Annotated in this window: 16 protein-coding genes and 1 pseudogene; 13 read left to right on the top strand and 4 right to left on the bottom strand. The window is 62.2% G+C overall.

What is annotated here, in order from left to right; translation table 11 throughout:
• Positions 1 to 23: 23 nt before the first annotated feature.
• Together N2600_RS00180 and N2600_RS00175 are read right to left on the bottom strand one after the other, a co-directional pair.
• Positions 24 to 563 (bottom strand): L,D-transpeptidase family protein, encoded by a 540-nt coding sequence (locus N2600_RS00180; RefSeq protein ID WP_222387263.1) that lies wholly within the window; start codon positions 561 to 563, stop codon positions 24 to 26.
• Between the two features lie 163 nt (positions 564 to 726).
• Positions 727 to 3,009: an NADP-dependent malic enzyme gene (locus N2600_RS00175; protein ID WP_162115403.1), complete on the bottom strand. Its 2,283-nt coding sequence runs from the start codon at positions 3,007 to 3,009 to the stop codon at positions 727 to 729.
• Positions 3,010 to 3,122: 113 nt separating this feature from the next.
• Here N2600_RS00175 and mutS point away from each other — a divergent pair.
• From mutS to murJ, 4 genes and pseudogenes are all read left to right on the top strand, one after another.
• Positions 3,123 to 5,847 (top strand): annotated as a pseudogene (gene mutS, locus N2600_RS00170) (DNA mismatch repair protein MutS).
• A 9-nt stretch (positions 5,848 to 5,856) separates the two neighbouring features.
• Positions 5,857 to 6,132 (top strand): hypothetical protein, encoded by a 276-nt coding sequence (locus tag N2600_RS00165; protein WP_003544896.1) that lies wholly within the window; start codon positions 5,857 to 5,859, stop codon positions 6,130 to 6,132.
• Between the two features lie 126 nt (positions 6,133 to 6,258).
• Entirely contained in the window at positions 6,259 to 9,165 is a 2,907-nt protein-coding gene (locus N2600_RS00160; protein ID WP_260297628.1) for a [protein-PII] uridylyltransferase, read from the top strand.
• 10 nt (positions 9,166 to 9,175) lie between these two features.
• Positions 9,176 to 10,753 carry a murein biosynthesis integral membrane protein MurJ gene (gene murJ / locus N2600_RS00155; protein WP_260297627.1) on the top strand — a complete coding sequence of 526 codons (1,578 nt, stop codon included), beginning with the start codon at positions 9,176 to 9,178 and terminating at the stop codon, positions 10,751 to 10,753.
• Between the two features lie 2 nt (positions 10,754 to 10,755).
• Here murJ and N2600_RS00150 read toward each other — a convergent pair whose 3' ends face one another.
• Both N2600_RS00150 and N2600_RS00145 read right to left on the bottom strand, forming a co-directional pair.
• Positions 10,756 to 11,112: an endonuclease domain-containing protein gene (locus tag N2600_RS00150; protein WP_260298859.1), complete on the bottom strand. Its 357-nt coding sequence runs from the start codon at positions 11,110 to 11,112 to the stop codon at positions 10,756 to 10,758.
• A 350-nt stretch (positions 11,113 to 11,462) separates the two neighbouring features.
• Complete coding sequence (locus tag N2600_RS00145) at positions 11,463 to 11,891, bottom strand: YcbK family protein (protein ID WP_260297625.1); 429 nt, start codon at positions 11,889 to 11,891, stop codon at positions 11,463 to 11,465.
• A gap of 188 nt (positions 11,892 to 12,079) precedes the next feature.
• On the opposite strand from N2600_RS00145, the gene N2600_RS00140 reads away from it, so the two are divergent.
• The 9 genes from N2600_RS00140 to miaB all read left to right on the top strand — a co-directional run bounded on the left by N2600_RS00140 (position 12,080) and on the right by miaB (position 19,124).
• The gene (locus N2600_RS00140) at positions 12,080 to 12,478 is read left to right on the top strand and encodes a VOC family protein (protein ID WP_260297624.1); all 399 of its coding nucleotides are present in this window, start codon (positions 12,080 to 12,082) and stop codon (positions 12,476 to 12,478) included.
• A gap of 129 nt (positions 12,479 to 12,607) precedes the next feature.
• Positions 12,608 to 13,672 (top strand): tryptophan--tRNA ligase, encoded by a 1,065-nt coding sequence (gene trpS, locus N2600_RS00135; RefSeq protein ID WP_017966736.1) that lies wholly within the window; start codon positions 12,608 to 12,610, stop codon positions 13,670 to 13,672.
• An 84-nt stretch (positions 13,673 to 13,756) separates the two neighbouring features.
• Positions 13,757 to 14,248, top strand: coding sequence for a universal stress protein (locus N2600_RS00130; RefSeq protein ID WP_003544884.1), 492 nt, complete (start codon positions 13,757 to 13,759; stop codon positions 14,246 to 14,248).
• 219 nt (positions 14,249 to 14,467) lie between these two features.
• The gene (locus N2600_RS00125; protein WP_012755783.1) at positions 14,468 to 15,034 is read left to right on the top strand and encodes a NifU family protein; all 567 of its coding nucleotides are present in this window, start codon (positions 14,468 to 14,470) and stop codon (positions 15,032 to 15,034) included.
• A gap of 88 nt (positions 15,035 to 15,122) precedes the next feature.
• Positions 15,123 to 15,785 carry a tRNA (adenosine(37)-N6)-threonylcarbamoyltransferase complex dimerization subunit type 1 TsaB gene (gene tsaB / locus N2600_RS00120; RefSeq protein WP_260297623.1) on the top strand — a complete coding sequence of 221 codons (663 nt, stop codon included), beginning with the start codon at positions 15,123 to 15,125 and terminating at the stop codon, positions 15,783 to 15,785.
• Positions 15,782 to 16,282: a GNAT family N-acetyltransferase gene (locus tag N2600_RS00115; RefSeq protein ID WP_205930524.1), complete on the top strand. Its 501-nt coding sequence runs from the start codon at positions 15,782 to 15,784 to the stop codon at positions 16,280 to 16,282. The genes tsaB and N2600_RS00115 overlap by 4 nt, the downstream gene beginning before the upstream one ends.
• 82 nt (positions 16,283 to 16,364) lie before the next feature.
• Positions 16,365 to 16,793, top strand: coding sequence for a Fur family transcriptional regulator (locus N2600_RS00110; RefSeq protein ID WP_017966732.1), 429 nt, complete (start codon positions 16,365 to 16,367; stop codon positions 16,791 to 16,793).
• A gap of 27 nt (positions 16,794 to 16,820) precedes the next feature.
• Positions 16,821 to 17,618, top strand: a complete 798-nt coding sequence (locus N2600_RS00105) for a lysophospholipid acyltransferase family protein (protein ID WP_260297622.1) — start codon at positions 16,821 to 16,823, stop codon at positions 17,616 to 17,618.
• Positions 17,619 to 17,714: 96 nt separating this feature from the next.
• Positions 17,715 to 19,124 carry a tRNA (N6-isopentenyl adenosine(37)-C2)-methylthiotransferase MiaB gene (miaB, locus tag N2600_RS00100; RefSeq protein ID WP_260297621.1) on the top strand — a complete coding sequence of 470 codons (1,410 nt, stop codon included), beginning with the start codon at positions 17,715 to 17,717 and terminating at the stop codon, positions 19,122 to 19,124.
• The last annotated feature ends 12 nt before the right edge of the window (positions 19,125 to 19,136 follow it).

Here is a 19,136-nt window from a genome sequence, read left to right as displayed (position 1 = left end):
CCTTTCCGGGCGCCGGCAATGCTTCAGGGCATGATCTCTATCGGGGTATGAGCGGGGACGCGGGCCCAGATATCGCGGATCTCCGCGTTGGTTACGGCAACACACCCATCCGTCCAATCCCAAAGGTGATGGACGTTTCCGAACAGGCCCCAGCCATTGGGAAGCCCGTGGATCATGATATCGCCCCCGGCTGGAAAGCCTCCGGCTTCAGCGTTGCGCCGATCATCCGTGTTTGGATAGGAAATGTGCAGGCTCAGATAGTCCATCGACTTTGGATTTCGCCAGTCTATTTCATAACGCCCTTCAGGTGTTTTCTCGTCACCTTCTCGTTGCTTGGGCCCCGCATCGGCAGCCGTGCCGAGAGAAATCCGGTATGTAGAGATGGGAGCATCGCCTCTGAGAAGGACCATGCGACGTTCGGATTTATAAACGCGAATGAGGTCAGCCCGTTGTTCAAATGGCGCATCTGGAGGCGGCGAGCCTGAGCCGACCCTGGCCATCATTTTCGTATAAGCGAAACAGCTGGCGACCACGATGGCTAAAACGACAAGCTTGTTTCTCAACATGATCTCATCTTCAGGAGCTGCGCTCGAGGCTGGGCACGATCGGGTGGCAACGGCTAGAGCATGATGCCCTCACCCTTCGGCGCCATTTTAAGCCGGATAAGCGCCCAGCCGATGTGCTGTCGGCCGGGCACCAATAAGCGCCTCACATGCGCAAGCGAGTTTACGAACCCCCGTAGGCGGCGATCGCCGCCATGTTGACGATGTCGCTGTCCTTGGCGCCCATCGAGGTGATCTGCACCGGTTTGTCGAGGCCGACGAGGATCGGGCCGATGACCGTGGAGCCACCGAGCTCCTGCAGCATCTTGGTCGAGATCGAGGCCGAGTGGAAAGCCGGCATGACGAGGACGTTGGCCGGCCCGGAGAGGCGGCAGAAGGGATATTGCTCCATCACCTTGCGGTTCAGGGCGACGTCGGCCGCCATCTCGCCGTCATATTCGAAATCGACGCGGCGCTTGTCGAGGATCTTCACCGCCTCGCGCACCCGCTCGGAGCGTTCGCCTGAGGGATGGCCGAAGGTGGAATAGGCCAGCATGGCGACACGCGGCGGATAGCCCATGCGCCGCGCCAGACCTGCGGCCTCTTCGGCGATATCGGCAAGCTCTACGGCGGTCGGCATATCGTGCACCGCGGTATCGGCAACGAAGACCGTGCGGCCGCGGCAGAGCGCCAGCGACACGCCGATGACGCGATGACCTGGCTTCTCGTCAATGCAGCGGCGCACATCTTCGAGCGCCGTCGAATAGTTTCGGGTAATGCCCGTCACCATGCCGTCGGCATCGCCGAGTGCCACCATGGTGGCGGCGAAGTGGTTGCGGTCGTTATGGATCAGGCGCTGGGCGTCGCGGTGGAGATAACCCTGCCGCTGCAGCCGGGCATAGAGGTAGTCGATATAGGCCTCTACCCGGGTCGAAAGCCGGGCATTGACGATTTCGAGGCCCGGCCGGTTGAGATCGATGCCGGCGCGTTCCGCCGTCGCCCGAATCAAGTCCTCGCGGCCGAGCAGGATGGCGGTGCCGAGCTGCTGGTTGGCGTAGGACATCGCCGCACGCAGGACCTGTTCTTCCTCGGCCTCGGCAAAGACGATCCGCTTCGGGCGGCGGCGGACGCGCTCGTAAAGGCTGGCAAGTGTCGAGGCGATCGGATCGCGACGCGCCGAAAGCTCGCGGGCATAACCCTCCATGTCGGTGATGACCTTGCGGGCGACGCCGCTTTCGATCGCGGCTTGCGCGACCGCGACCGGGATCGCCGAGATCAGGCGCGGATCGAAGGGAACGGGGATGATGTATTGCGAGCCGAAACGCGGCCGGTTGCCCTGATAGGCGGCAACCACGTCATCGGGCACATCCTCGCGGGCAAGGTTTGCCAGCGCGTTGACGGCGGCGATCTTCATCGCATCGTTGATTGTCGAGGCGCGGACATCGAGAGCACCGCGGAAGATATAGGGAAAGCCGAGGACGTTGTTGACCTGGTTCGGATAGTCCGAACGGCCGGTCGCCATGATGGCGTCGTCGCGGATGCGAGCCACCTCTTCCGGCGTGATCTCGGGATCGGGATTGGCCATGGCGAAGATGATCGGCCGCTCCGCCATCGAGCGGATCATCTTGGCCGAAAATGCACCTTTCTGCGACAGGCCGAGAATGACATCCGCGCCTTTCATCGCCTCTTCCAGCGTGCGCGCGTCAGTCTTTGCCGCATGCGCCGATTTCCACTGGTTCATGCCCTCGGTGCGGCCCTGGTAGATGACGCCCTTGGTATCGCAGAGGATGACGTTCTCCGGCGCAAAACCCATTGCCTTGATGAGTTCGACGCAGGCGATCGCCGCAGCACCGGCACCGTTGCAGACGAGCTTCGTCGTCTTCAGGTCGCGGCCGGTCAGCTCCAGCGCGTTGATCAGGCCGGCAGCGGCAATGATCGCCGTTCCATGCTGGTCGTCATGGAAGACGGGAATGTCCATCAGCTCGCGCAGCCGGCTTTCGATGACGAAACAATCCGGCGCCTTGATATCCTCGAGGTTGATGCCGCCGAAGGAAGGACCGAGGAAGCGCACGCAGTTGATGAACTCGTCGACGTTTTCCGTATCGATCTCGAGGTCGATGGAATCGACGTCGGCGAAGCGCTTGAAGAGCACCGCCTTGCCTTCCATGACGGGCTTCGAAGCCAGCGCGCCGAGATTGCCAAGACCGAGGATTGCCGTGCCGTTGGAAATGACGGCAACCATGTTTCCGCGCGCCGTGTAATCGTAAGCCGTCTGCGGATCGGCGGCGATTGCCTTCACGGGCACGGCAACACCCGGCGAATAGGCAAGCGAAAGGTCGCGCTGCGTCGCCATCGGCTTGGTCGCGTTGATCTCCAGCTTGCCGGGGCGGCCCATTGCGTGAAAATCGAGCGCCTCCTGGTCGGTAACAGACGTTACCAGCCGGTCCTTCTTATCGATATCGGGCATAAATCCTCCAACGTCCTGTGGGCGACGCTTTGCTCTTCCTCAAATGCTGTTGTCATCTATAGCGGCGCGCGGATAGGGTTGGCACCTGTTTTTTTGGGAAAAACTCCACCTCCGTGAACGCACGAATAGACACAGGGAATGAAGCCTTTTCGGCTGCCGAGCTCGCCACGGCGGAAAGCCGTGCCTCGGCGACGCCGATGATGGAGCAATTTATCGAGATCAAGGCGAACAATCCCGGTTCCCTGCTGTTTTATCGGATGGGCGACTTCTACGAACTGTTCTTCGAGGATGCGCTGGAAGCCTCACGCGCGCTCGGTATCACGCTGACCAAGCGCGGCCAGCATATGGGCCAGGATATCCCGATGTGCGGCGTTCCGGTGCATGCGGCCGACGATTATCTGCAGAAGCTGATTTCGCTCGGTTTCCGCGTCGCCGTCTGCGAGCAGATCGAGGATCCCGCGGAAGCGAAGAAACGCGGCGCGAAATCCGTCGTCAGGCGCGACGTCGTCCGCCTCGTCACTCCCGGCACGATCACCGAGGAAAAGCTGCTTTCGCCCTCGGAATCCAACTATCTGATGGCGCTGACCCGCATTCGCGCCAGCGGCGAGGCCTTGCTGGCGCTTGCCTGGATCGATATTTCCACCGGCGTCTTCCGGCTTGCCGAGACCGAAGCCTCGCGGCTGCTTGCCGATATCCTGCGCATCGATCCGCGCGAACTTATCCTGCCCGACACCATCTTCCACGATCCCGAACTCAAGCCAGTCTTCGACGTGCTCGGCCGCACAGCCGTGCCGCAACCTTCCGTGCTCTTCGACAGCGCCAGCGCCGAAGGCCGGATCGCGGGATTTCGGCGTCGCGACGCTCGACGGCTTCGGCACCTTTTCGCGTGCCGAGCTGGCGGCCGCCGCTGCCGCAATCGCCTATGTCGAGAAGACGCAGATCGCCGAGCGGCCGCCGCTTGGAAAGCCCGAACGGGAAAGTGCGGCTTCGACGCTGTTCATCGATCCCGCCACCCGCGCCAATCTCGAGCTTGCCCGCACGCTGTCCGGCGATCGGAACGGTTCGCTCTTGAAGGCGATCGATCGCACCGTCACCGGCGGCGGCGCCAGGCTTCTCGCCGAGCGGCTGATGTCGCCGCTGACCGACCCCGCCCGCATCAATGCGCGGCTCGATTCGATCGGCTTCCTGATCGACGAACCCTTGCTCTGCGGCAATCTGCGCGACACGCTGAAACATGTTTCCGACATGCCGCGTGCGCTGTCTCGCCTGGCGCTCGACCGCGGCGGCCCGCGCGATCTCTGGGCGATCCGCCAGGGGCTCGACGCGGCGGGCGGAATTGCGGCGATGCTCGGCAAGGCGATGCTGCCCGAAGAGCTCGGCCAGGCGCTGTCGGGGCTGCAGGCCCTTCCCGCGGCCCTGGAAAAGCTGCTTGCCGAGACCCTGGCCGACGAATTGCCGCTGTTGAAACGCGATGGCGGTTTTCTTCGCGACGGCGCCAGTGCCGAGCTCGACGAGGTCCGGGCACTGCGCGACCAGTCGCGTCGCGTCATTGCCGGCCTGCAATTGCAATATGCCGAGGAGACCGGCATCCGGTCGCTGAAGATCAAGCACAACAACGTCCTCGGTTATTTCATCGAAGTCACCGCCGGCAATGCCTCGCCGATGACGGAGACGGCGGAGGCGAAGGCCCGCTTCATCCACCGCCAGACGATGGCGAACGCGATGCGCTTCACAACAACCGAACTTGCCGATCTCGAAAGCCGCATCGCCAATGCCGCCGACCGGGCGCTGACGATCGAGCTCGAAGCCTTCGACAGGATGACGGCGGCCGTCGTTGCGGAAGCCGAGGCGATCAAATCGGGCGCCCGGGCGCTTGCCGTCATCGACGTCGCCGCAGGCTTGGCGCTTCTCGCCGAGGAGCAGGCCTATTGCCGCCCGCAGGTCGACGGCTCGAAGATGTTTGCCATCGAGGGCGGGCGCCATCCGGTCGTCGAGCAGGCGCTACGGCGGCAGGCGGGCGGCCCCTTCGTCGCCAATCATTGCGATCTCTCGCCCAAGACCGGCGACCGCGACGGGGCGATCTGGCTGCTGACCGGCCCTAATATGGGCGGCAAGTCGACCTTCCTGCGCCAGAACGCGCTGATATCAATCCTGGCGCAGATGGGCTCCTTCGTGCCGGCGACATCGGCCCATATCGGCATCGTCGACCGGCTTTTCTCGCGCGTCGGCGCCTCCGACGATCTGGCGCGCGGGCGCTCGACCTTCATGGTCGAGATGGTGGAAACGGCGGCGATCCTCAACCAGGCGAGCGACCGTTCCCTCGTCATCCTCGACGAGATCGGCCGCGGCACCGCCACGTTCGACGGTCTGTCGATCGCCTGGGCCGCCGTTGAGCACCTGCATGAGGCCAACCGCTGCCGCGGCCTGTTCGCCACGCATTTCCATGAGCTGACCGTGCTTTCGGAAAAGCTTGGCCGGCTATCGAACGCGACGATGCGCGTCAAGGAATGGGACGGCGACGTCATCTTCCTGCACGAGGTCGGGCCGGGTGCGGCGGACCGCTCCTACGGCATCCAGGTCGCGCGCCTTGCCGGGCTTCCGGCCTCGGTGGTGGCGCGGGCCCGCGACGTGCTGACCCGTCTGGAAGATGCCGACCGCAAGAACCCGGCGAGCCAGCTGATCGACGACCTGCCGCTTTTCCAAGTGGCGGTGCGCCGCGAGGAAACGGCCCGCGGGGCCTCCAAGGTCGAGGAGGCGCTGAAGGCGATGAGCCTTGACGACATGACGCCGCGCGAGGCAATGGATGCGCTTTACGATCTCAAGAAGAAGCTGAAATAGGAGCGCGCCATGTTCATGGAAAAACTGGTTCGCGAAACCGAGCGCCTCTCGCTCATCTGCTCCATGCTCGACACGATGCGGCGCGCCGATAAGGACCGCAACGCGCGCGGCTGGACGTCGCCGATCGGCATGCTGAAAATCACCCGCTGCTGCGCTGTGATCTCAGAGCTCGGAACGTCGATCGCCAAGGCCGGCTATCGCGAATGCGACAGGCAGGCGCTTGAGGAGATCATGCGCGAGACACGGCAGGTGCTGCATTTGCTGAATGCGCGGGCCGCCGGCTGAGGAAAACCGGCGCCTTGCGTCAAAGCGCCCTCGCCTGTTGCAGCGAACCAACACCATTTCGCCAAATTTAAAGGTTCTTGCACTATCAAAGCCCGTGTCAATCGCCGGGCAAAGGGGCTATAGCGCATGCAGACGAAACAAGCGGCAGGCCGTGAACCGGCAGTCCGGCATGAACAGGAAACCGCCCCGGCGACAGCGATGCGCGACCTCGATTTCTCCAACATCCTCGACATCGAGCTCTTGCAGAAGCAGTGTGACGCCGTTGCCGAGGCCAACCGCAACCGGCCCGACATCCTGCGCGCCGATCTTCTGGCCGTGCTGAAGAAGGCGAGCACGGAGGGCCGGCAGAAGGCGCGCGAGGCACTGATGGCCGACGGCGGCGGGCTGAATTGCGCCTACCGGATTTCCTGGCTGCAGGACCAGATCACCACCGTCCTCTACAATTTCGCCACCGCCCATATCTTTCCGCATCAGAAAAACAAGTTCGCAGTGACCGCCGTCGGTGGCTATGGCCGCGACACCCTGGCGCCAGGCTCGGATATCGACCTGCTGTTCCTCTTCCTGCCGCGGCCGGCGGAGGAGACGCACAAGGCGGTCGAATTCATGCTCTACGTGCTCTGGGACATGGGCTTCAAGGTCGGCCATGCCACCCGCACGGTGGAGGAATGCATCGCGCTTTCCAAGTCCGACATGACGATCCGCACGGCTATCCTGGAGATGCGCTACATCTGCGGCTTGCAGCGGCTGGGAACCGAGCTCGAGACCCGCTTCGACAAGGAAATCGTCACCGGCACCGGTCCCGAATTCATCGCAGCCAAGCTTGCCGAGCGCGACGAACGCCACCGCAAGGCGGGCGACACGCGTTATCTCGTCGAACCGAACGTCAAGGAAGGCAAGGGCGGGCTTCGCGACCTGCACACGCTGTTCTGGATCTCGAAGTATTATTATCACGTGCGCGACCAGGCGGAGCTGGTCAAACTCGGCGTGCTGTCCAAACACGAATACCGTCTGCTTGAGAAAGCCGACGATTTTCTCTGGGCGGTGCGCTGCCATATGCACTTTCTGACCGGCAAGGCCGAGGAGCGCCTGTCCTTCGACATCCAGCGCGAGATCGCCGAAGCCTTCGGCTATCACACGCGCCCGGGCCTTTCGGCCGTCGAGCGCTTCATGAAGCACTATTTCCTTGTCGCCAAGGATGTCGGCGATCTCACGCGCATCCTCTGCGCTGCGCTTGAAGACCAGCAGGCGAAGTCGATCCCGGGCCTCACCGGCGTCATCAGCCGCTTCACCCATCGCAATCGCAAGATCGCCGGCAGCGTCGAATTCGTCGAAGACCGCGGCCGTATCGCGCTCGCCGACCCCGAGGTCTTCAAGCGCGATCCGGTCAACATCATCCGGCTCTTCCATGTCGCCGACATCAACGGGCTGGAATTCCATCCGGACGCGCTGAAAGGCGTCACCCGTTCACTCGCCTTGATCGACACCAGCCTGCGGGAAAATGATGAGGCGAACCGCCTGTTCATGTCGATCCTGACGTCGAAGCGTGATCCGGCGCTCATCCTGCGACGGATGAACGAGGCCGGCGTGCTCGGCCGTTTCATCCCGGAATTCGGCAAGATCGTCGCGATGATGCAGTTCAACATGTATCATCACTATACGGTCGACGAACATCTGATCCGCACCGTCGACATTCTCTCCGAGATCGACAAGGGACGCGCCGAGGATCTGCATCCGCTCGCCAACAAGCTGATGCCCGGCATCGAGGATCGCGAGGCGTTGTATGTCGCCGTTCTCCTCCACGACATCGCCAAGGGCCGGCAGGAGGATCATTCGATCGCCGGCGCCCGCGTCGCCCGCAAGCTCTGCGCCCGCTTCGGCCTGTCGCAGAAGCAGACCGAGATCGTCGTCTGGCTGATCGAGGAACATCTGACCATGTCGATGGTGGCACAGACCCGCGACCTCACCGACCGCAAGACGATCACCGATTTCGCCGACCGCGTGCAGTCGCTCGACCGGCTGAAGATGCTCCTGATCCTGACGATCTGCGATATCCGCGCCGTCGGTCCGGGTGTGTGGAACGGCTGGAAGGGCCAGCTGCTGCGCACGCTCTATTATGAAACCGAGCTGCTGCTCGCCGGCGGCTTTTCAGAGGTCTCCCGCAAGGAGCGGGCCAATGCCGCCGCCGAGGCGCTGCATTCAGCGCTGGCCGACTGGAGCCAGAAGGACCGCAATACCTATACCAAGCTGCACTACCAGCCCTATCTGCTCTCGGTGCCGCTGGAAGACCAGATTCGTCACGCCCATTTCATCCGTCAGGCCGATAAGGCGGGCCAGGCGCTCGCGACCACGGTGCGCACCGACAGTTTCCACGCGATCACCGAGATCACCGTGCTGTCGCCCGACCATCCGCGGCTGCTCGCCGTCATTGCCGGCGCTTGTGCCGCGGCCGGCGCCAACATCGTCGACGCCCAGATCTTCACCACATCGGACGGGCGGGCGCTCGATACCATCCATGTCAGCCGCGAATTTACCGACGATGCCGACGAGCTGCGGCGGGCGGCGACGATCGGACGGATGATCGAGGACGTGCTGTCCGGCCGCAAGCGGCTGCCCGAGGTCATCGCCACGCGCGCGCGCAACCGCAAGAAAAGCAAGGCTTTCGTCATTCCGCCGTCGGTCAACATCACCAACAGCCTGTCGAACAAGTTCACCGTCATCGAAGTCGAATGCCTCGACCGGCCGGGACTGCTGTCCGAAATCACCGCCGTGTTGTCCGATCTGTCGCTCGACATCCAGTCAGCCCGCATCACCACCTTCGGCGAGAAGGTGATCGACACCTTCTACGTCACCGATCTGGTCGGCCAGAAAATCTCCGGCGACAGCAAGCGCGCCAACATCACCGCCCGGATGAAGGCCGTCATGGCCGAGGAGGAGGACGAACTGCGCGAGCGCATGCCCTCCGGCATCATCGCGCCGGTCGCCACCGCCCGGACATCGCCCTCCACCGACAAGAAAGCCGGTTCCCCCGTATGAGCCCAAACGCATGAGCCTCGTCAAGAAATTCGCGACCGTCGGCGGCGCCACCCTCGGGAGCCGCATCTTCGGCTTCGCCCGCGAAACGCTGATGGCCGCCGCCCTCGGCACCGGGCCGATGGCCGACGTCTTCTACGCCGCCTTCCGCTTTCCGAACCTGTTCCGCCGGCTGTTTGCCGAGGGTGCCTTCAATGCCGCCTTCGTGCCGCTCTTTGCCAAGGAGATCGAGGCGAACGGTACGGACGGCGCCAAGCGCTTTTCGGAAGAAGTCTTCGGCGTGCTGTTTTCGGTGCTGCTCCTCATCACCATCGTGATGGAGCTTGCCATGCCGCTCTTGGTGCGCTTCGTCATCGCGCCGGGTTTTGCCGATGATCCCGAGAAGTTCTCGATCACCATCCGCATGGCGGCGGTGATGTTTCCCTATCTGATGTGCATGTCGCTGACGGCAATGATGAGCGGCATGCTGAATTCGCTGCATCATTTCTTTGCCGCCGCCATCGCGCCGGTCTTCCTCAATGTGGTGATGATCGGGGCGCTGTTTTATGCGCTTTATACCGGCGCCGATCCGCTGGCGACGGCCTGGTATCTCTCCTGGGGCGTTCTTGCCGCCGGCGTCCTGCAGCTCATCGTCGTCTATGTCGGCGTGCTTGCGGCCGGCATGAGCATCGGCCTCCGTTTCCCGAAGATGACGCCGAATGTCAAGCGGCTGCTGATCCTGGCGGTGCCGGCTGCGGTGACGGGCGGCATCACCCAGATCAACCAGCTGATCGGCCAGGCGATTGCGTCGTCCCGCGACGGCGCGATCGCAGCGCTGCAATATGCCGACCGCATCTATCAGCTGCCGCTCGGCGTCGTCGGTGTCGCCGTCGGCGTGGTGCTTCTGCCGGAACTGGCCCGGGCGCTGAAGGGCGGCAACCTGCGCGAGGCCGGAAACCTGCAGAACCGCTCGTTCGAATTCGTGCTGTTCCTGACGATCCCTGCCGCCTTCGCGCTCTGGATCCTGTCCGACGAGATCATCCGCGTGCTCTACGAGCGCGGCGCCTTCCATCAGGAAAATACCGCCGTCGTCGGCTCGATCCTGGCGATTTACGGCATCGGCTTGCCGGCCTTCGTGCTGATCAAGGCGTTGCAGCCAGGCTTCTACGCCCGCGAGGACACCAAGACGCCAATGCGCTTTTCGGCCATCGCGGTTGCGACCAACTGCGCCACGGCGCTGACCCTCTTTCCTTACATGGGCGCTCCCGGCATCGCGGTTGCCGAGGCCACCGCCGGCTGGATCAGCACCGTGCTGCTGTTCACTACGCTTTTGCGCCGCGGCCATCTGACATGGGAATGGGCGCTGGCAAAGCGCACAGCTCTGCTGATCGTCGCTGCGGCCGTGATGGGTGCTGCCATCGTCTTCCTCAAGCAGCACTGGGCGCCGTGGCTTGCTTCCGGCGCGCCGCTTATCACCAAGATCGGCACCCTCGGGCTGCTGATTGCGATCGCCATGCTGATCTATTTCGCCGCCGCCTTCCTGGTCGGCGGGGCAAATCTCGGCATGATCCGACGCAATCTCAACCGCAAGCCGGCGAAGACCGAAGGGTGAGCTTATTCGCCTCGATTTCGTAGTTGCGGCAGGATGGAAGCGCAGACGAAATCGAGGCTGTTTTCGACTTCATCGTTCCAAAAGCGAAGGATACGGAAGCCTTCGGCCTTGAAATGATCGTCGCGAACTGTGTCGGCTGCGCTCTCCGCATGCTGCGAGCCGTCGACTTCGATAATGATCTTAGCTTCGAAGCAAACAAAGTCGAGAATGTAGCGCCCCAGAGGCACCTGTCGTCTGAACTTGAAACCTTCGAGTTTCCGATCTCGAATGACCTGCCACAACATATTTTCCGCGCGAGTCGAATCCTTCCGCATCGCCTTGGCACGGCTTCGATTGATCGGCGGCGGTATGTGGCGCATCACGTCCCTCCCTGCATCGCGCTCGACGATAGGGTATGATCCCCTCACCTGCAATTTCTAACACTTAGCTGAAGCTAAGTTGTTGAAATTGCTTCCTCTCCCACAACGGGGAGAGGGGGAAACGCGGCGCTCGCCTGGAAATACCTCTCCCCCTGTGGGAGAGGATACAAAATCAAGATCTTAGCCGAAGGCTAAGTCTTAGATTTTGTTGGTGAGGGGGAGTTCGTTGTGTCGACGCCTCCCATTGCCTTGGCCCGCGCTGCGAGCCTCACCTGTTCAATTGGCCGATATCATGATGGCTGCAATGGATAGGATAAACCGGAACGGGAAGAGGCGGCCGGATGGATCCTCTAGCAATCCACCCATCGTCGCTGCGGTCCGACGTCGACATGGATGATGCCGTTGCAATAGCTGCCGATGCCGCCTATGCCCGGCGCGCTTCTTGCGACAGCAATGATCGTGCGCTCCGACAGGCCAGGCATCCTGAAATCGGCCGCCAGACATGTCCCGTGCAGGGACCCGTGGCGGCGGGGATGCGGCCTGTGGCCCGAGGTTATCACCGGGCGGCGGCCGGTCTTCGCAGCAATATACGACAGGACCGCTCGCAGGCGCTCGGGAAAGCAGCCGGCACGAACGCTGACGGTCTGGACCGTGTAGGCGAGGCGTGCCTGATGTTTTGGAAGATGAACACCATGCCTTTTCATGTCTTGACCGACGGCGCCGGTTGCTGATTGTAGGGCGAAAAGGCCTGCCATGGCGAGCAAAGTTGCGTTCTGCATGGTCCCTCCGATCGGCTATCGCAGCAACCCCATCGGCGCCGGTGCCACGCGGCGGATTTTCAGTTCAAAAAAAGCTTTTTTGTGAAATTTTATACTCCAATATAAGTAAGACGGTTGATCAATTCGGCTTAAAACCCGGGATATCGCCGCTCAAAACTGGAATAAACATCTCAAACGCGAGGCAACACATGATGATCCAGTCTCTTTTCCTCGTCACTCTCGTCGTCGACGACTACGACCGCGCCAAGGCCTTCTATTGCGACGGCCTCGGTTTCGACTGCCTTCAGGACGAGCCGCAGCCGGAGGGCAAGCGCTGGGTGGTGGTGAAGCCAAGGGGTGGGGACGGCGCCGCGTTTCTGCTGGCGCAGGCGGCAGACGAGACGCAGCGCGCGGCCATCGGCAATCAGACCGGCGGGCGTGTCGGCTTCTTTCTGAAGACCGACGATTTCGCCCGCGACCATGCCGCCATGCTGGCGGCCGGCGTGCGCTTTCTGGAAGAGCCGCGTCACGAGGTTTACGGCACGGTGGCCGTCTTTGCGGATCCCTACGGCAACACTTTCGATCTGATCCAGCACACTGCCGCCTGAACCCCTTGATTGCGACCGGTTGCCCGTGCATAAGCCGCGGCGTTAGCAAATGGGCGAAAAGCCCTGCTGCATTCTGCAGCAATTTAAACCATGACAGCGTGGGCCCTCCACCAGCCTATTGAGGACGACATGAACGAATTCAAGAAACTCGTATTCTCCGGCGTACAGCCGACCGGCAATCTGCATCTCGGCAATTATCTCGGCGCGATCCGCCGGTTCGTGGCGCTGCAGGAAGGCAACGACTGCATCTATTGCGTCGTCGACATGCATGCGCTCACCGCCCAGCTCGTGCACGAGGACATGCCGAGCCAGACGCGCTCGATCGCGGCTGCCTTCATCGCCGCCGGCATCGATCCGGAAAAGCATATCGTCTTCAATCAGTCGGCCGTGCCGCAGCATGCCGAACTCGCCTGGATCTTCAACTGCGTCGCCCGCATGGGCTGGATGAACCGGATGACGCAGTTCAAGGACAAGGCCGGCAAGGACCGTGAACAGGCCTCGCTCGGCCTTTACGCCTATCCAAGCCTGATGGCTGCCGACATTCTCGTCTATCGCGCCACCCATGTGCCTGTTGGTGAGGACCAGAAGCAGCATCTGGAGCTTGCCCGCGACATCGCGATGAAGTTCAACCTCGACTATGCCGAGCATATCAGCAGGACCGGATACGGCGTCGATATCACCGTCGGCAACGAGCCGGTGCATGCCTATTTTCCGATGGTCGAGCCGCTGATCGGCGGACCGGCACCGCGTGTCATGTCGCTGCGCGACGGCACCAAGAAAATGTCGAAGTCGGACCCCTCCGATCTCTCGCGCATCAACCTGATGGACGACGAGGACGCGATCTCGAAGAAGATCCGCAAAGCCAAGACCGATCCGGACGGCTTGCCGAGCGAGATCGACGGGCTGCAGGGCCGTCCGGAAGCCGACAATCTGGTGGCGATCTATGCCGCACTCGCCGACAAGTCGAAGGCTGACGTGCTTGCCGAATTCGGCGGCCAGCAATTCTCCGTCTTCAAGCCGGCGCTGGTCGATTTGGCGATCAACGTACTCGCGCCGATCACCGGCGAGATGCGCCGGCTGATGGACGATACCAGCCATATCGACGCGATCCTGCGCAAGGGTGGCGAGCGCGCAAGGGCGCGCGCCGAGGTGACGATGCGCCAAGTGCGCGACGTCATCGGCTTCCTCTATTGAGAGTGATCCCCCTTCTCCCTGTCGCGGGGGAAGGGGAAAAACTGGACTTGCAAATTTTCCGCTTCGGGTGTCAGAGTCCGCGCCATGGTATCGAAGCGACTCTCACGGCTCGAAGGTCACCGCCGCAAATTCATGGCGGTAATTGACGGCACACCGGAATGCCAACGCGCCGTTCATTATGCCGGCCGGCGCGCGAAGAATTCCAATGGCGGGCTGGTGCTGCTCTACGTGATCCCCGATGGGGATTTCCAGCAATGGCTCGGCGTCGAAGAGATCATGCGGGCCGAAGCGCGTGAAGAGGCCGAGGCTGTGGTTGCCAAGATCGCCCAGATCGTGCGCGAGACCATCGGCATCGAGCCTGAGGTCGTCATCCGCGAGGGCGGTGCTGCCGAACAGATCAACGCCGTGATCGAGGAAGACCGCGATGTGGCGATCCTGGTTCTGGCCGCCGGTTCGGCGAAGGAAGGTCCAGGGCCGCTGGTCTCCTCGGTCGCCGGTCGCGCGGCGGCGTTTCCGATCCCGGTCACCGTGCTGCCGGATACGCTGACCAACGAGGAAATCGACGCCCTCTGCTAGAGCATGATGCCGAAAAGTTTGAGCGGTTTTCGGACGACATCATGCTCTAACTCTTTAAGTTAGAACAGGATTCTAGTTTCAGGCCGACCGGGCCTGAAATCGTCCCGTCCCAGCATTTCTTGAGTACAAGTCTCTTGATTAGAGCCGTCAATCGGCTTATCTTCTTTTGAAGAATTCTAAAGACGGCCGAGACCATGGGCAGGCCGCATGGAGAACCAGATGTTCATTCAGACCGAAGCCACGCCGAATCCCGCCACGCAGAAGTTCCTGCCGGGCAAGGTGGTGATGGAAAACGGCACGGCCGAGTTCCGCAGCACTGAGGAGGCTCAAGCCTCGCCGCTCGCCGCCCGCCTGTTCGAAATATCAGGCGTCACCGGCGTCTATTTCGGCTATGATTTCATTTCCGTCTCCAAGGACAATGCCGACTGGCAGCATCTTAAGCCGGCTATCTTAGGCTCGATCATGGAGCACTTCATGTCCGGCAAGCCGGTCATGGGCGATGCCTCCATCCTTTCCGAAGACGCCGATGCCGGCGACGAATTCTTCGATGAAGGCGATGAATCGATCGTGCTGACCATCAAGGAGCTTCTGGAGACCCGCGTGCGCCCGGCCGTTGCCCAGGACGGCGGCGACATCACCTTCCGCGGCTTCAAGGACGGCAAGGTCTATCTGAACATGAAGGGTTCCTGCGCCGGTTGCCCGTCTTCGACGGCAACGCTGAAGCACGGCGTGCAGAACCTGCTGCGCCATTTCGTTCCGGAAGTGCAGGAAGTGATTGCCGCTTAAAAATCTTGAATTCGTCCGGCCGTTCATCTCAGGTTCGGCCGAACGGATTTATCGATAGGCGACACTGGTTTATTCGGAAATTGATGGCATGATCATTCTGGCGCTCGACACGGCGGGTGTGGACTGCGCTGCCGCTGTCTATGACAGCGACAGGAATACGGTGCTGGGGGAGGCATCGGACATGATCGGCAAGGGGCATGCTGAACATCTGATTGGTATCGTCGATCGCGCGCTGAATCAGGCGGGACTGGCGCTTTCTCATATCGACCGCCTTGCCGTCACCATCGGTCCCGGCTCCTTTACCGGCATCCGCGTCGGCGTTGCCGCAGCCCGTGGTTTTGCGCTCTCCCTCAATGTTCCCGCCGTCGGCATCACCACGCTCGAAGTCATGGCATCAGCCCAGCGCGACAAGACGCCTCATCGCGCCGTGCTGGCGGCGATGGATGCCAAGCGCGACGAAATCTACCTCCAGTCCTTCGCAGCCGACGGTTCGTCCCTCGACGCTCCAAGGGCGGTCAGCATTGCTGAAGCGCAGGCTTTTGCCGCCGGCTTCGACGGCGAGATCACCGGTTCGGCGACGCCCCTCCTGAAGGCGGACGCCCTCGGCGATCACACCAACAGGTTCTCGATCTCCGTGGTGGCGCGCCTGGGCGCTGCCGCCTCCCCCGATGCCGGAAAGCCGAAGCCCCTTTATCTGCGCGGACCCGATGCCAAGCCGCAGGCCGGGTATGCGATTGCGCGACGAGTATGACGATGCTGGAAAGCTATCTGACGCTGAAACCGGAATTCGAGATCATCGCCATGGAGCGCGAGGATTGCCGCGATGTCGCCGCCCTGCACGGCGAGCGGTTCGCCCGGCCCTGGGGCGACGGTGAATTTCACGGCCTGCTGATGCAGGATACCGTCTTCGGCTTCGTCGCGCGCCAGACCAATGCCATCCTGAAAAAGCCGCTTCCGGGGTTCATCCTAGCCCGCCATGTCGCCGGCGAGGCGGAGATCCTGACAATTGCCGTGCAGGCGAAGGTCGCCCGTGCCGGACTGGGCTGGCGGCTGATGCAGGCGGCGATGCGAGAAGCACGCGCGCGCGGCGGCGAGAGCATGTTTCTCGAGGTCGACAACGGCAATACGGCAGCGCTCGGCCTCTACCGCAAGCTCGGCTTCGAAAAGGTCGGCGAACGTCAGGGTTATTATAAACAAGAAAACGGCGCCCTCTCCACGGCGCTTGTCATGAAGCGCGTTCTTCGGTAGTTCCCTGGCAGCGAGATGACCTGCAGGCCGGCGCAAATGCCGTGCGGCGTTGTCGAAACACGAATATCTCTATAGGCCGGCGATGACTGATGTAGCCAAGACCCTTGAGGAGCTTTGCACCGAACGCGGCATGCGCATGACCGAGCAGCGCCGCGTGATCGCGCGTATCCTGGAAGAGTCGGAAGACCATCCCGACGTCGAAGAACTCTACCGCCGCTCGGTGAAGGTCGATGCGAAGATCTCGATCTCGACCGTCTATCGCACCGTGAAACTGTTCGAGGATGCCGGCATTATCGCCCGGCACGACTTCCGCGACGGGCGCTCGCGCTACGAAACGGTGCCGGAAGAGCATCACGACCACCTCATCGACCTGAAGACCGGCACGGTCATCGAATTCCGCTCGCCGGAGATCGAGGCGCTGCAGGAGCGCATCGCCCGCGAGCACGGCTTCCGGCTGGTCGACCACCGTCTGGAGCTCTACGGCGTTCCGTTGAAGAAAGAAGACCTCTGAAGCAATGGCAGCCCGGGAGACCAGCATTTGATCGCCTGGCTGCGCATCGCCTTCGCTGCGGTCGTCATCCTTGCCGTCAGCATCGTCCTCATGCCGCTGCAGATCCTGGCGCTGCGGTTCGACTGGCGGCTGCGGCGCCGGCTTCCGCGCGCCTGGCACCGGATCGCCTGCTATTGCCTCGGCATCCGCGTCCGCGTGAGCGGCAAGCTGGAAGACCGCCGGCCGCTGATGCTCTGTTCCAACCATTCCTCCTGGCTTGACATCATGGTGCTGTCGGCCGTTGCCGACGTCGTCTTCATCGCCAAGATCGAGGTGCGCGACTGGCCGATCTTCGGCACGCTTGCCAAGCTGCAGAAGAGCGTCTTCGTCGTGCGCGAGGAACGGCGCAAGACCGGCCATCAGGCAAACGAGATCGCCGGGCGCATGGCCGACGGTGAGATCGTCGTGCTCTTTCCCGAGGGCACGACCTCGGACGGCAACCGGCTGCTGGAGGTCAAGTCCTCGCTGTTCGGCGCCGCCGCGATGGCGGTGCCTTATTCGCCGACGGGGACGGTCGTGGTGCAGCCGGTCGCGGTTGTCTATACCAGGGTGCACGGCATCGCCATGGGGCGTTATCATCGGCCGCTCGCCGCCTGGCCGGGTGATATCGAGCTGCTGCCGCATCTCATCGACATCGTTCGCTGCGGCGCCATCGACGCCGAGGTTTCCTTCGGCGAGGCGGTGGATTACCGCGCCGATACCAGCCGCAAGGAGGTGAGTGCGACGATCGCCTTGCGCATCCGCAACCTCCTGAACAGCCGCCTGCGCGGGCGGGAAATCTCTTAGGGGCTTTCCTGGTCAGATTGAAGCATTCTGAGCAGGAAAGGCTCTAAAGCAAGATTTCGATTTTCTCCGGCGGCAAAAACCACTAAATAGCGCGCCATGACACAGGACAGCGCCCTTCTCCAGGCCCCGGAATCGACACCCCGCGATGGCAGCAACAACCGCAAGGTCTTCATCAAGACCTATGGTTGCCAGATGAACGTCTACGATTCCATGCGCATGAGCGACGCGCTCGCCCGCGACGGCTACGAGCCGACGGAAGATATGGAAGAGGCGGACCTCGTTCTGCTCAACACCTGCCATATCCGCGAAAAAGCGGCCGAGAAGGTCTATTCGGCGCTCGGACGGCTGCGCGAGATGAAAAAGAAGAAGGCGGCTGACGGACGGGAGATGATGATCGGCGTTGCCGGCTGTGTCGCCCAGGCCGAAGGCGAGGAAATCCTGCGCCGCGCACCCGCCGTCGACGTCGTCATCGGCCCGCAAACCTACCACCGCCTGCCGGAGGCGCTGCGCCTGGCCAAACAAGGCCAGCGCGTCGTCGATACGGAATATGCGATCGAGGATAAGTTCGAGCATCTGCCGATCGCCGAGAGCCGAAAGATCCGTGCCCGTGGCGTCACCGCCTTCCTGACGGTGCAGGAGGGCTGCGACAAGTTCTGCACCTTCTGCGTCGTGCCCTATACACGCGGCTCGGAAGTGTCGCGGCCGGTTTCCCAGATCGTCGAGGAAGCCGAAAGGCTCGCCGACAGCGGGGTGCGCGAGATCACCCTGCTCGGACAGAACGTCAATGCCTGGCACGGCGCCGGGAGCCAAGGCGAGGCATGGAGCCTCGGCGATCTGCTCTATCGCCTGGCGGATATCCCCGGCCTTGCGCGGCTGCGCTATACCACAAGCCACCCGCGCGACATGGACGACCGGTTGATCAACGCTCATGGCGACCTCCGGGCGCTGATGCCCTATCTGCATCTGCCGGTGCAATCGGGCTCGGACCGCATCCTGAAAGCAATGAACCGGCGTCACACCGCGGCCGAATATCTGGCGCTGATCGAGCGCATCCGCACGGTGCGGCCTGACATCGCCCTGTCGGGCGATTTCATCACCGGCTTTCCGGGGGAGACAGATAAGGATTTTGAGGATACACTGAGGCTTGTGGAGGAGGTCCGTTATGCACAGGCCTTCTCGTTCAAATACTCGACACGGCCGGGCACACCCGGCGCGGAACTGAAGGACCAGGTGCCGGAAAAAATCAAGGCAGAACGGCTGGAACGCCTGCAAATGCTTCTCCTGAAGCAGCAGCAGGAATTTGCCGAATCCTGCATCGGCAAGGAGATCGACCTGTTGCTCGAAAAGCCCGGTCGCATGCCGGAACAACTAATCGGACGTTCTCCCTGGCTTCAATCAGTGAATGTTGATGCAAAAGCATCGCAAATCGGTGACATTATTAAAGTGCGAATCACCGGAACCGGAACAAACAGCCTGTTTGCCGAACGCGCAGAGGCTGCGGTTTAACCTAAGGAGCCC

This window comes from Rhizobium sp. WSM1274 (genome assembly GCF_025200775.1).
Lineage (GTDB): Bacteria > Pseudomonadota > Alphaproteobacteria > Rhizobiales > Rhizobiaceae > Rhizobium > Rhizobium leguminosarum_I.
This window is presented reverse-complemented; position numbering and strand designations above follow the sequence as displayed.